11 protein-coding genes and 1 pseudogene are annotated in these 13,648 nt (G+C 57.5%); 11 read left to right on the forward strand and 1 reads right to left on the reverse strand.

Features of this window, described 5'->3' with window-relative positions:
• The first annotated feature begins 7 nt into the window (after window positions 1–7).
• The 10 genes and pseudogenes from BRAD3257_RS08090 (at window position 8) to BRAD3257_RS08140 (ending at window position 11,471) form a co-directional block, all read left to right on the forward strand.
• A pseudogene (locus tag BRAD3257_RS08090) lies at window positions 8–171 on the forward strand (rubredoxin).
• 273 nt (window positions 172–444) lie between these two features.
• Complete coding sequence (locus BRAD3257_RS08095; protein ID WP_122401428.1) at window positions 445–1,869, forward strand: aldehyde dehydrogenase family protein; 1,425 nt, start codon at window positions 445–447, stop codon at window positions 1,867–1,869.
• Between the two features lie 182 nt (window positions 1,870–2,051).
• Entirely contained in the window at window positions 2,052–3,107 is a 1,056-nt protein-coding gene (locus BRAD3257_RS08100) for a zinc-binding dehydrogenase (protein WP_122401429.1), read from the forward strand.
• Window positions 3,108–4,077: 970 nt separating this feature from the next.
• Window positions 4,078–5,337: an SRPBCC family protein gene (locus tag BRAD3257_RS08110; protein WP_122401431.1), complete on the forward strand. Its 1,260-nt coding sequence runs from the start codon at window positions 4,078–4,080 to the stop codon at window positions 5,335–5,337.
• A 68-nt stretch (window positions 5,338–5,405) separates the two neighbouring features.
• Window positions 5,406–5,855: an aromatic-ring-hydroxylating dioxygenase subunit beta gene (locus BRAD3257_RS08115; RefSeq protein WP_160118775.1), complete on the forward strand. Its 450-nt coding sequence runs from the start codon at window positions 5,406–5,408 to the stop codon at window positions 5,853–5,855.
• A gap of 353 nt (window positions 5,856–6,208) precedes the next feature.
• The gene (locus BRAD3257_RS08120; RefSeq protein WP_244607880.1) at window positions 6,209–7,378 is read left to right on the forward strand and encodes a thiolase family protein; all 1,170 of its coding nucleotides are present in this window, start codon (window positions 6,209–6,211) and stop codon (window positions 7,376–7,378) included.
• A 2-nt stretch (window positions 7,379–7,380) separates the two neighbouring features.
• Window positions 7,381–7,797, forward strand: coding sequence for a Zn-ribbon domain-containing OB-fold protein (locus BRAD3257_RS08125; RefSeq protein WP_122406427.1), 417 nt, complete (start codon window positions 7,381–7,383; stop codon window positions 7,795–7,797).
• Window positions 7,798–7,804: 7 nt separating this feature from the next.
• Window positions 7,805–9,355 (forward strand): class I adenylate-forming enzyme family protein, encoded by a 1,551-nt coding sequence (locus BRAD3257_RS08130; protein ID WP_122401433.1) that lies wholly within the window; start codon window positions 7,805–7,807, stop codon window positions 9,353–9,355.
• An 82-nt stretch (window positions 9,356–9,437) separates the two neighbouring features.
• Window positions 9,438–10,634, forward strand: coding sequence for a CaiB/BaiF CoA transferase family protein (locus BRAD3257_RS08135; RefSeq protein ID WP_122401434.1), 1,197 nt, complete (start codon window positions 9,438–9,440; stop codon window positions 10,632–10,634).
• A gap of 126 nt (window positions 10,635–10,760) precedes the next feature.
• Complete coding sequence (locus BRAD3257_RS08140) at window positions 10,761–11,471, forward strand: glutathione S-transferase family protein (RefSeq protein ID WP_122401435.1); 711 nt, start codon at window positions 10,761–10,763, stop codon at window positions 11,469–11,471.
• 314 nt (window positions 11,472–11,785) lie between these two features.
• Here BRAD3257_RS08140 and BRAD3257_RS08145 read toward each other — a convergent pair whose 3' ends face one another.
• Window positions 11,786–12,703, reverse strand: coding sequence for a LysR family transcriptional regulator (locus BRAD3257_RS08145; protein WP_122401436.1), 918 nt, complete (start codon window positions 12,701–12,703; stop codon window positions 11,786–11,788).
• Window positions 12,704–13,222: 519 nt separating this feature from the next.
• On the opposite strand from BRAD3257_RS08145, the gene BRAD3257_RS08150 reads away from it, so the two are divergent.
• Complete coding sequence (locus BRAD3257_RS08150; RefSeq protein ID WP_145986979.1) at window positions 13,223–13,438, forward strand: hypothetical protein; 216 nt, start codon at window positions 13,223–13,225, stop codon at window positions 13,436–13,438.
• The last annotated feature ends 210 nt before the right edge of the window (window positions 13,439–13,648 follow it).

A 13,648-nucleotide genomic window follows, 5' to 3' on the forward strand; every position in this document is an offset into this window, starting at 1 on the left:
AAGCGACGTGAGAAAGTATAGCTGCGCCTACTGCGCTCATGTGTACGACGAAGCCAAGGGTGATCCGGACTCCGGCATCGCCCCCGGCACCCGCTTTGAGGATATCCGGACGATTGGCAATGCCCTGAATGCGGTGCATCCAAGGGAGACTACCACCTCGTCGAGAACTGACAAGACGAGGTCGGAAAGCACAGCATCCACTAACATCCCGGCAGCGCTCGGCGCCGCCCGAACTCGGGAAGGCTGCTTTCGGCAACACTTCAACCTCCGATGAAGCGGAGGCGGATACGGACTTACGTGATCGATCGCGCCATTTTCCTATTTCAGATGGACTGGCGCGATGAGATTTAGCCGAATCCAATGGCTAACCAACCATTGGCTTGAATCCACCCACTCACGCGTCGGAAACCGCGGGAATCTCATCCGCGGCTACAGGAGACCTATATGAGAGACTATACCAAGCTTTATATTGACGGCGCCTGGACTGCTTCGTTGGGCGGACATGCCGTCGAGGTCATCAACCCCGCGACGGAGAAAGCCGCCGGCAAGATTACGCTTGCCACGGCCGCTGATGTGGATCGCGCCGTCATCGCCGCTCGTTCGGCGTTTAAAACCTTCTCTCGCACGAGCCGCCAAGAACGGATCGACCTGCTGTCGAGCATTCTCTCTGTCTATGGCAAGCGGCACGCGGACCTGGCAGCCGCGGTGAGCGAAGAACTCGGCGCGCCAATAAAATTCGCCACCGATACGCAGGCGGGAATCGGCTTCCTCCATCTGCAAACCGCCATTGCGGCGCTCAAGAACTACAAGTTCGAACATCCTCGAGGTGTTCGGACCGAAATTCGTCGTGAACCTATCGGCGTCGTTGGCATGATAACGCCGTGGAACTGGCCGATCAATCAGATCGTGGTGAAGGTGTTCCCGGCTCTGGCGACAGGCTGCACTAGCGTTCACAAGCCGTCTGAAATCGCGCCTTTTTCGGCACATATACTGGCGGAGATTTTTCATGAAGCAGGCGTGCCGGCCGGAGTTTACAACCTTGTCGATGGCGACGGACCCACCGTGGGCGCCGCTATTTCAGCTCATCCTGACATTGATATGGTGTCGTTCACCGGATCAACGGCCGCAGGTATCGATGTAGCCAAACGGGCGGCCGATAGCGTCAAACGTGTCCATCAGGAACTTGGTGGTAAATCGCCGAATATCATCCTAGATGACGCCAATTTGCAAAGTGCTATCACGCAAAACATATATCGTCTCATGATAAATGCCGGTCAGTCTTGCCATGCTCCGAGCCGCATGCTGGTTCCTGCTGATAAGATGGAAGAAGCCAAAGCCATTGCAAAAGCAGTTTCTGCTACGATCACCGTCGGTGATCCGAACACGGCTGTTTACATGGGGCCGGTTGTCTCCGAGCGCCAGTGGAATAGAATACAGTCATTGATAAACAAGGGAATCGAAGAGGGCGCTACACTGGTCACCGGAGGGCCTGGCCGCCCTAACGGATTGAGCACTGGCTATTACGTCAAGCCCACTATCTTCGCCGATGTGAAGAACGACATGACCATTGCGCGTGAGGAGATCTTTGGTCCGGTCCTTTGCATCATCGGATACAATGACGTTGATGACGCAGTCGCAATCGCCAACGACACCGTTTACGGGCTTGGAGCGTTTATCCAGTCCGGCAGCGACAAGCGGGCGAACGAAGTCGCCGATCGGATTCGTGCGGGAGTGGTCTTCATCAATGGAGCGGGTGAAGATCCCGAAGCTCCATTCGGAGGATACAAAATGTCAGGCAATGGTCGCGAATGGGGTGAAACCGCATTTGGTGAATTCTTGGAAACAAAAGCAGTGGTGAAGCCAGCATAGCCGGATCTTCATATACCAGGCGTGACAACACTCGGCCCTGAAGGGCTGAGCTTCGGCCTTCCGGGCGTCTTCTTCCTGATACCGACCGATAGTCTTTGTAGGCCATCCGCGGTAGGTACCGAAGCGTCGCGCCGGCAGCGGGTCAAGCGGAATGCCTATTGCAGATTTCAGAGAGGACTGAAATGAAGGCCTATCAAGTGGTGGAGTTCGGGTGCCCGATCGTTCCGAACGATCTTGCTAATCCAAAGCCATCAGCGAGCGAAGTCGTCGTGGATGTAGCCTGTTGTGGTTTGTGCCACTCGGACGTCCATTTTCATGAGGGACATCTCCGCATGGGAGGGGACAGAAAACTCCTACTGCCCGATATCGGTGCGAACCTGCCTTTAACGCTTGGCCACGAGATCTACGGACACATCGCTGCATACGGACCGGATGCTCAACTGAAGCCGGCGGATCTTGGCCGGCCGGTCATTGTCTATCCCTGGATCGGATGCGGCAAGTGCGAGGCCTGCCTTGATCAACGCGACAATGAATGCCCGATGCCGCAAAATCTTGGTCTCCATCGTCCCGGTGGGCACGGAGAGAAGGTGGTCGTCCGCGATCCGAAATTTCTTGTGGACGCGAAGGGGGTCGATCGGAACATGGCTGGCGTCTACGCCTGTTCCGGGCTGACGGCATTTTCCGCCCTAGCAAAGATTCCACGCAAGGACGGATGGATCGCGATCATAGGTGTGGGTGGCGTCGGGTTGATGGCCTTGGCGATCGCCAAGGGCATCGGCTTCGAGAGGGTCGCAGTCGTTGATATGGATGATGCGAAGCTTCAACTTGCTTCAAAGGACTATGGCGCGGACCTTGCGATCAACAGCGGGAAGGCCAATGCCGCCGCAATGTTGAAGGAGGAGACGGGAGGCATTGTTGCCGTCGTCGACTTTGTCGGTGCGGATCAGACCGTTCAGCTTGCCTTCGATACGATGCGCAATGCTGGAATCTACGTTGGTGTAGGTCTGTACGGAGGCATGCTGCATCTGCCGATCGCCGCTCTGGCCAGCCGGCAATACACTCTACGCGGCTCATTTGTCGGAACGCTCGCCGAACTCAAGTCACTGGTCGGCTATGCTCGCGAAGGGCGCATCAAGGCGATCCCCGTGAGGCTTGCACCGATTAGCGACATCAACGACGACTTGGCGGCCTTGCGCGCCGGCGGAGTTCATGGGCGTGTCGTCCATAGTCACGTATAGGCAGTTCCTTCATAAACGCACGCCGCTCAGGTCGGCCGGTCGGTTGGCCGGTTAATCCGGGCTCGGACCTCAAGTTAAGACCATCCCGCATGAGTGATTTGTTACCGAGGCTTGCCGCCTATTAGGTAAATGGGGGGCTCGCCAGCTGCCGAAATCGTGGGGAAACAGCCAGGCAGGCATCTTGGCGACGAGCCATCCAAACATTGGAACGAGCATCTCAGCAATCCACGTCTGATCGCATATGGCTCGCTTTCGCCAATAGCCGTTTCGAAGCCGCTCTGAGCGCGCGGCCGCGCGGGCTTCGTTCGCGTAAGCGTGACCCCGCTTTGCAGTGGTAACAAGTCGCTCGCGTCGATCACTTTTGCCGACGGCAATTTAAACCAACCCCATCACGTTCAAGCGGCTTCAGAATATGTCCCATAGTACTTGTCTTGCATGTTCGGCAACGATCAGGCCTAGGACAAGATGGGTCCGCATAGGCTTGAGCCGATGCACTGTCCGGCCGCGCTCGTTGCCACCGAGTACGCGTTGTTGGATCGCACCAAACAGGTCTTGAACAACGAGGCCGGCACGGCATGGAAGCCACCGAACTGGTCCGCGCCGGGCACGACCTTCGGTCGCTCGGCCTCGAAGACCTCGGAGATGGGGCGGTCGCCGAAATCTGGATGCCGATGCGCCGAGCTCGACCAGAACTTCTTAACGTTCCCTGACGTCCTCTACCGGCCTTGGCGGATCAGCCGCAAATTTAGCGATAGCCCACGGAATATCGGGGGCGCGTCACAGCGAATCTCGGCACTTATTGGCTGAATCAAGTTGGCCGCATGGCTGCACGAACGGATGGCACTTCGAAGCAGATCGGCTGATAGGCACTGCTTATCAATACAGCGAAATAATGTATTGGAGGTCGACGCGAGCGGCCGCCTAATATTCTGAAGAAGTCCTCAAAGGGACGGAAGCGGGAGCATTATTGATGTCGCCGACGGTACAAGTAGAACGCAAGCATGCAGCCGAATTCAGTTGGCCGCCGCAGGGCGTAACCCGTGCACCCTACCGTCTGTTCACCGATCCTGAAATCTACAAGCTGGAGCAGGAGCGAATCTTCCGGGGAAAGACCTGGAATTTTCTGTGCCTGGACATCGAGATCCAGAACGTCGGAGACTACCGGACTACGACGGTCGGCGAAACGCCCGTGATCGTCACCCGCGGCCACGAGGGTAAGGTACACGCGATGGTGAATCGCTGCGCGCACAAAGGCGCTCTGGTGTGCCTGAAGAAAAAGGACAATGTCGCGAGCCTTTCGTGCGTCTATCACGCATGGAATTACGAACTCGATGGTAGGCTCAAGGGCGTCGCCTTCCGCAACGGCGTGCGCGGCCACGGCGGCATGCCGGAGGATTTCGATCCGAAGCAGCACCGGCTCCGTCCCCTGAGGGTGGAGTCGTTCTGCGGGATGATCTTTGGGACTTTCGCGGACGAGATCGAAGACGTCGAAACGTATCTCGGCCCCGAAATGGCGTCGTTTATCAAGCGCAATCTCGGGCGTCCGTTGCGTATCCTCGGAACGCACAGCCAGATGATCCACAACAATTGGAAACTATACGCCGAGAACCTGCGAGATTCGTATCATGCGACCCTGTTGCATACGTTCTACACGACTTTCAAGGTGAATCGCCTGGACATGGACGGCGGCATCACCCTGTCCGAACGCAAGTGGCATCATCTGAGCTTCGCGCGCCGCGCGAAGATGCAGGAGGCGGCCGAATATGCGGATGCGAAGGTGCATTCTGCCAACTATGAATCCGCGCTCGATGGGCCGGGCCTGCTCGAAGCTTGGGAAGAGTTCGACGACGGCATCACGCACAGTATTCAGACCGTCTTTCCCAACATGTGCATTCAGTTCACGCTGAATTCTCTGGCGATCCGTTTTTTTGCGCCGCGCGGCGTAGACCAGACGGAGTTGTTCTGGATCTATCTCGGTTACGAGCGGGATACCGATGAGCAGTCGAGAATGCGAGTGATGCAAAGCAATCTTACCGGTGCTGCAGGCCTCGTCTCGTTGGAGGACGGGTGTATCAACGAGTTCGTGCAGCGCGGAACGCGTGCCGATCCGGACCAGTCGTCGTTCATGGAGATGGGCGGGCGAGAAGTCGAGTCCGAAAGGAACTCTCGCGCGACGGAAACCGCGGTCCGCGGCTTCTGGTACGGCTATCGCAACATCATGGGTTTCTGAGGAGAGGCGGGATGCACAAGGTTCTCGACAAATCCTCCAAGCAGGGAATCGCGCCGACGCGAGATCAAGTGGTCGATCTCATCGCTGCATACGCGCATTCCGTCGATGACATGAAGCTGGATGCGTGGCCGCAGTTCTTCACGTCGGATGCGCTCTATCACGTGACCACCCGCGAGAATTATGAGGCCGGGCTTCCGATCGGAGTCGTGCGCTGTGTCGGAAGGGGCATGATGCAGGATCGGGTGAAGGCATTCTATTCTGCCAATATATTCGAGCCACATACCTACAACCACGTCATCGGGAGATCGGAGTTTCTGGAGCAGAAATCGGAAAAGGTGCTTTCCACTCGATCGAACTTCCAGATCGTACGAACCATGGAAAGCGGCCGAATGGATCTGTTCGCGGTCGGCAGATACATCGACGACGTCGTAATAGAAGAGGGACAGGCCCGCTTTCAGAAACGGCTGGTGATCCTGGATTCCCGAAACGTCGACATTTTGATCGTAATTCCGTTGTGACATCGATGACGGACGGAAATTTCGCCGCGTCAAGCATGGGATGTGCTGGCTGCCGACAAGCACATGCGCCTCGTCGACGTGCGGACGGAGCCGGAATGGACCTATTTCGGAGTGCCGGCTCTTGCGGACCTCGGAAAGGCGGTGGCCAAGATATCTTGGCAAGTATTTCGGGACGTGAGCGTCGAATCGGGGTTTCTCGAGAATCGGAGCGACTTACCCTCCTCGTCCCGGCCAGCGGGTCGGGAGGAAGGCGAGGGGAATCCCCCGAAGGCAACCCTGAAATCGCATTCCGGTCCTGAAATCGCATTCCGGTGCGCAGGCGCAGCGGCAACTCCATTTCCGAGGAGATCATCTTGGCGAAAAAGCGTGACATCGTCATAGCGGGCTATTCCGAAACTCCTGTCGAGTTCAAATCCGGGCGCAGCGCGTATGACTTCGGGGGAGAGGCCCTGGCGAAGCTTCTGCAAGCCACGGGCATTCCGAAATCCGAGATCGACGGCATGGCCGTCGCTGCTCCGCTGAGCGAATGTCCGAATCCGTTTTTTCCGGTGTATATGGCGGAAGCATTGGGGCTGTCGCCGAAATGGTTGAACTATAGCGGCACGGGAGGATGCTCCGCCACGGGTGGCGTGGCGAGGGCGGCTTCAGCCATTCGAGACGGATTGTGCGAAACCGTCGTGGTTCTTTGCGCAGACGCGCCCAGCACGGCCTGGCGAGCGAACTACGGGGCATATCGAGGGGAGTTTCAAGAGCCCGTAGGCGTTCAAGGCCCTCCCGCGAGCTTCGGTTTGCTGATGAGCCGGTATCATCATCAATACGGGATCAAGTCGGAAGCACTCGGAAAAATTGCGATCACTCAGCGAGAACACGCGTTACACAACGAGAACGCCCTGGCGAAGTTCAGGACGCCTCTCACTATGGAAGACTATTTCAACTCCCGTGTGATTGCGGACCCGCTCCGATTGCTCGATTGCGTAATGTTCTGCGATGGAGCGAACGCCTTCCTGGTCACGTCGGAGAAGCGTGCGCGAGCGCTGGGCCTGAGCAAGATGGTGTTTCCCACTGCTTACGCGGAGATCACCAATCTCCACGGCGACCGTTCGTGCCCGGACATTACCGAGACCGGCTTCTCTGCAATCGCCCCCCTGATCTACAAACAGAGCGGCTTGTCTGCCCGAGATATCCGGATGTTTCAGCCTTACGATGACTTTACGATCGCGGTCATGATGCAGTTCGAAGACTTCGGATTCTGCGAGCGTGGCCAAGGAAGCGATTTCACTCTGGCTACCGATCTCTCGCGGACCGGCACATTGCCGCTGAACACGGGAGGCGGTCAAATCTCCGCCGGGCAACCGGGATTGGCCAGCGGTGGACTCAATCTGGCCGAGGCTGTCCGGCAGATGTTCGGCGAGGGAGGAAGTCGACAGGTAAAGGACCCCAAAAACGCGCTGGTCACGGGAATCGGCGTCATTCCCTTCGCGCGCAACTGGGGCACGAGCGCCGCCCTGATCCTGGAGGTATGACGATGACCGACCGAACCGCCGTGCGTCCCATCCCGAAGATCTCCAGCTATGTGGACACCGCGCCATTCTGGGATTCCGCCAAGCGCCAAAAGCTAGTGCTGCAGTTTTGCAGGGACACCAATCAGTTCCAGCACTATCCCCGTCCGGTCAGCATCTTCACCGGAAGCAGAAACCTGGAGTGGCGCGAGGTTTCGGGAAAAGGCTTCATCTATGCTTGTACCGTAATTCGCGTTCCCGGGCCTGGGCTGGAGGGGCGATTGCCGCTATCCGTAGCGACGGTAGAACTGGACGAAGGGGTCCGGATTCTCGGGAACATCGTCGACACTGATCCGGACAGAGTGTCGATCGGCCAGCGCGTCGAAGTAAGCTGGGAACGCCTCTCAGAAGATCTGCAATATCCGGCATTTCGGATCGTGTGAGGCCACCATGCGGCTCGACACGATCTTCCGAGCGCAAGCGGTGCGCCATCCTGAAAAGGAGGCACTCGTCTGCGGAAGCGATCGTGTCAGCTACGGCGAACTCGACCGGCGGATACGAAGTGTGGCTACCGGACTGCTCAAACTCGGCGCAAAACCGGGAGACCGGCTGGTCATCTATCTGCCAAACGGAATCGAACTGGTCGAGCTTCTCTATGCGGCGTTTTCGGTCGGTGTGATCGCGGTTCCCGTATCCACGCGGCTTACGCCTCTCGAACTACAGTACATCTGTAGGGACAGCAAACCGTTCGCGGTCGCTCTGGAGGCGGCTTCCGCCCAGTACGCTGAGGTCGTCAAAAATGTTTCGGGCCCAGCCTTCATCATCACCGGAATGAACGTCTCCGGCACGGTCCCCATGGCCGAGTTGCGTGTCAACGATGCGGCTCCTCTGCATTTCCTGCCCTTCGCCGACGATGCATTGGTGCTGTACACGTCAGGTACCACCGGTGCTCCCAAGGGAGCGGTCATTACCCATTCCAATTTGGTCGTACAAAACTACTTCGTGCACGCAGTCGAATGGGGCATCACACGCGACGACAATTATCTGGTTACTACGCCTCTGGCCCATCGCGCTGGCTTGGCGCGGCTGGCGAACGCCCTGAGCCTCGGAGGCACCTTGGTGATCCTAAAGTCGTTCGATCCCGTCGCGGCTGTCCTAGCTATCGAAAACGAGAAAGTTACTGTGGCAGGAATGGTGCCGACCATCTGCCGCATGTTGCTGCCTGCGATCCAGGATGATCCGTCGAGGTGTGAGTCGTTACGGTGCATCGTCGTGACCGGAGAAGCGTTCCCGGCGGAGCTGAAGCGCAAATTCCTGTCCTTGCTCCCGCACGTCCGCCTCGTCTCCTTCTTCGCCATGACGGAGGCCGGAGCGGTAACGTCGCTATCGCACGAGGAACAGTTGGTCCGGCCGGAATCGATTGGACGCCCGACACCTGGCGTAGAGATCAGGATCGTCGATGATCGCGGGATCGACACCCATCCAGGACAACCGGGCGAGCTACTCGTTCGATCGGGCGAGCCGGGGCGTTTCACCGTCATGCGATGTTACTACGAAAGACCGGAGGAGAGTGCGACGGCGCTGCGGGACGGTTGGCTGCATACGGGCGACATAGCCAAATGCGACGAGCTTGGTTACCTCTATATCATCGACCGCAAGAAGGACATGATCATAACCGGCGGCCTGAATGTCTACACCAAGGAGGTCGAGCAGGCCTTACTGGCGAATCCCGGTATTGCGGACGCCGCCGTGGTCGGAATTCCTGACGATGTCTACGGCGAGTCCGTCGTCGCATTCGTCGAACGCCCAGCGGACAGTCCTTTGACGGTCGAAGACGTGATCGCGACTGCTCAGGAAAGAGTTGCGGGCTATAAAAAGCCCAGACATGTCTTCCTGGTAGATCATCTCCCGCGAAACGGTACCGGCAAGGTTCTGAAACACGAGCTGCGGCTGCGCGCTGAGCTATTGCTGCGCGCGCAGCCGCAAGCGGCCAAGGCTTGAACCTGCCACGTTCAAAAGAAGATCGGCTGCGAAGCCGTGGCGAGGTTTGCCGGCTTTGTCGGGCATCAGTGGGGGAACAGAAATGCGCGGTGCGTTGAGCGGAGTTCGTGTCATCGATTTGACCGGAGTCGTCTCCGGTCCTTTCGCGACGATGTTTCTCGCAGATCAAGGGGCCGACGTCATCAAGATCGAGCCCATCACCGGAGATATAACGAGACGAAGCCGTGCGACGATCGACGAAGCTGGCGAATTCTCCGCCCTGTTCATATCCTCGAATCGCGGGAAACGCTCGCTTTCCATCGATATCAAAGAGCCAATTGGGCGCGAGATCCTGACCCGACTGCTCGACCAGGCGGACGTGCTCGTTCAGAATTTCCGTCCCGGGACGATGGAGCGCCTGAGACTAGGGCCGAAGGAACTTCGCGAGCGCAACCCTCGCTTGATCTACGTGTCAATCAGCGGCGTCGGGGACAGCGGGCCTTACGTAAGGAAGCGGGTCTACGATCCCATCATTCAGGCCTTGTCCGGATTTGCAGATATTCAGTCTCAACCTCTCACGAACCGCCCGCAAATGATCCGTACGATCGTCGCCGACAAGACGACGGCCGTATTCACGGCGCAGGCCGTGGCAGCGGCGCTCTATGCGCGGGAGAAGACCGGAAAAGGCGACTACATCCAGGTCGCGATGCTGGATACCATGATCGCCTATCTCTGGCCTGAAGGGATGATGCAGTACACGGTCGTCGGGAAGGAAGCATCCGTCAGCGACCCGAACGACCGCCCGGATCTCGTCTTCAAGACAGCCGACGGATACATCACGTGCGGTACGATCTCCGATTCTGAATGGCAAGGATTTTGCCGCGCCACCGGCGACCCCGAACTCGAGAAGGACGAACGGTTCTCGACCCCGGGCGGACGCTTCCTGAACGCGACCGCTCGCATCAACAAAATGCAGGAATACATCGGGCGGTACACGACCGCGGAATGGCTCGACCGATTGGATGCAGCGGACGTGCCTTGTGCGCCTATTTTGCGTCGGGCCGATGTCTTCCGCAACGAGCAAGTGGTCGCACGAGAGTTGATCGAGGAGCTAGATCAACCGACAGTCGGCAGGGTGAGACAACCCAAGCCGGCGGCGAAGTTCGAGATCAATCGATCAAAAATCGGAGGGCCCGCGCCGCGCGTCGGTGAGCACTCTCGCGAGATCCTGCGCGACATCGGCTACGACGATGCGTCGATCGACGCGCTGATCGAGCGTAAGATCGTTCGTTCAATCTAACGCGGGAGGGGCGCTCATGAATCAGGAACAAACTGGCATGGCGGCGCTGCTAGTTGGTGCCTCAATCAGCAGCCGCGCGACGCCTGGGCGCGAGAGCTTGATCTAAGGCCTATTGTAGAGGGGTTGATGATGACTTCAATTCTGACACTATGGGGCGTGGGAACGGGCCGAACGATCCGCGCTCATTGGGCATTGCGAGAGCTCGAGCTGGAATATGTCTGCAAGCCCATTCTGGCGCGGTCCGGGCAGACGAATACTCCGGAGTATACCTCATTAAATCCCAGGCAGAAAATACCGCTTCTACAGGACGGAGCGTTTACGATCGGCGAGAGTGCTGCGATCCTAGCTTATCTGGCCCGCAAGAACCGTAGCGGACTCCTAGCGCCCCTGCCCGATGACGAAATTCGATACGCGAAATGGCTGGAATGGTGCTTCTTCATCGTCAGCGAGTTGGATGCGACCAGCCTTTACGTTGTGCGACGCCACAGCACGGGGAAGGGGCTCGCACACATCTACGGTGAAGCACCAACGGCCGTCACGAAGGCTAAAGAATATTTCAAAGCTCAACTGAAGTTTGCTCAGGTGGTTCTCTCGGATGAACGGAGATACCTGTTGGGAAATCAATTCACGACCGCCGACATCCTGCTGACTACATGTTTGATCTGGGCGATCGAATACGGGCTTTCGATTCCCGAGATATTTCTGCCTTATCTGGAGAGGACGACGGGTAGACCGGCCTACAGGGCTGCGCGAGAGGCGAATTGCCAACCTCCGCTCGGGTTTGCATTCCGAACGGAAGAAGAGCCATCCGTAGATCGCGCCCGCAGTCTAGGTTAAGCCGATAGGGGTCGCGGTCTCGCTGTCGTTGGGCGCGATGACGGGCGGGACCTGCCAGAGTTGGACCACCGACACGAACTCTCGCCCCGAATTCGAAAGCATTTCTTGAATGGCCCTAATCGCTCGAGTGCAAAGTCATCCACCATCGACTTAGCCCGGCTGCCAGCGCATCGGTGCGATCAGCGGCGCCAATGCCAAGGCCGTGCGTTGGTGGGAGAGAAGATGGTGAGCCTCGATCAATTCTTAGAACAGGCGAGCGACTGGGACAAATACCAGGTCCGAAGCCTCGTGCTGCCGAACCGGACGCCTGCCATCTACTCGTTTGACCAGAGGCTCTTCAGTTCTGTTAGCCGAGCGCGAAACATGTCGACAAACTGCCTGGCCGCAATGTCGAGAGGGCGATGCACGTCGTGAAGAATATAGAGGTCGAAATACATGGTCGGATTGACGATCGGGTAAATGTAGGTTTTTTCGTCACCGATGCGCTCCAGCACCGAATTCATAAGGCAGATCGCAGCCCAATCGGTGTCCCTAACGCTTTCCAGCGTGGCAACCATGCCGGTTACGGTAACTATCTTCTTCGGCTTGAGGCGTCCACTCGCGATGTGCTCGTCCATTCTTTGGCGCATCAGATGCCGCGCGGTTGGGACGACGAGGGTCGATCCGGTCAGTTGCGAAAGCTCAACCGGAGTCAAAGTCGGCCCATGAATCGGTCTTCCCGAAACAACGACGTAACGGTCGCTAAAGCCATGGGTCCAAGTCAAGCTCGAATCGCCCAATGGAAGAGCGCCAAGTCCGACATCGAGTTTGCCGGCCTGGACTTCCTCCGTGATCTCTCGAGAATATCCTTCCGATACCGCGATCTCGAAATCCGGGTACATTTCCATAAACTGCGGAAGGACGTTGCCAAGCACGTTTCGGCACATCGGGGACGTAATGCCAATCCGAAGCAGGCCCTTCTTGGACTTTCCTGATTTTAGGTCATCCATCTCCTGCTTTGCAGCCGAGATGCTTCGCGAAATGGGAATGCAGAGATCATATAGATGTTGGCCCGCTCGCGTAGGTACGAGGCCAGATGGCGTGCGCTCGAAAAGTGGGCTGCCCAACTGTTCCTCCAGATTGCGGATTCTCATGCTCAATGCCGATTGAACTACGTGCATTCTTTCGGCCGCTTTCGTGAAGCTGCGGTGCTCAAATACACTGATGAAATAATTGATAGCCCTCATGTCCATGTTAGGCTCTCCTGCCCAATGGTGATCACGCAAGCCGAAAGCAATACTGCTGCGTCTGCTGTCCAGCAATCCATTGGAGGCTGTTTAGGTCGTGCGAGAAGCAGCTTCGGCAATGTGATGGATGAGCCGGACGGGCCGTCGTATGAGCTTAATCCACAGCGCTAAGCGCTCGGACAAAACCCACCGCCCGGTAGCTGCATTCGTCAACTCATCAGCGTAGCGCTACCGGTCGATTGCGCCTTGGTCCAAACGCGAGGGGCTAAATATATGCTGGCGACGGTCTCGACGTGATGCGAAGCAATTCTGCTGCGGCGCAAAATCTTTGTCTGTACAAGCCTGGTCCTACAAGCCTGCTGATCAATAATCCAGATAGAGGTTATCAGGAAATATCGCGCCCCGGGTGCCTCTTCTATGTTAACTGTTTGGCGCAGAAGTGCGGCCGCCTGTTGCTCACGCGAGAGGCGTATCAATCCGCCGTGGAGTAGCGAACGGGAAACGTCGGCGTTAAGGGAGATGTATATGCTTGCGGAAATCCAATGGGTGATTTCGCGCTTTTTCGAGGGCCAGCCACTTAAGATCGGCGAGACGCATTCCGTTTATTTTTGCCCTTGGTTCGGCTCCGCGGTTGTCGTCGAGAACGACCGCGAAATGGACAAAGAGAAGTTCGCTCGGGAAGCTCAAATCTCGCAAGAGCGAAGACTAAAGGCGCCGCTGCGCCTGGTCTACTCGCGTTGAACCGCCCGATCGGCACCGCGTCGCGGTGATGAGATTTCGCACACTGAGCCTCCCACCTCAAAAGGTCGATTCGTCAATCCTTAATCTCCCCATTGGCTCGTCTTGGACCAGGCGGCGACGAGCGTTCGCGTGTGACGTTAGAAATCCGCTTGCACAGCTGAAGATGTTCGTTGGCCGGTGAAAGCAAAGAAGCGCAGACCTCTCGGAGGT

The organism is Bradyrhizobium vignae (assembly GCF_900324035.1).
Classification (GTDB): Bacteria; Pseudomonadota; Alphaproteobacteria; order Rhizobiales; family Xanthobacteraceae; genus Bradyrhizobium; species Bradyrhizobium vignae.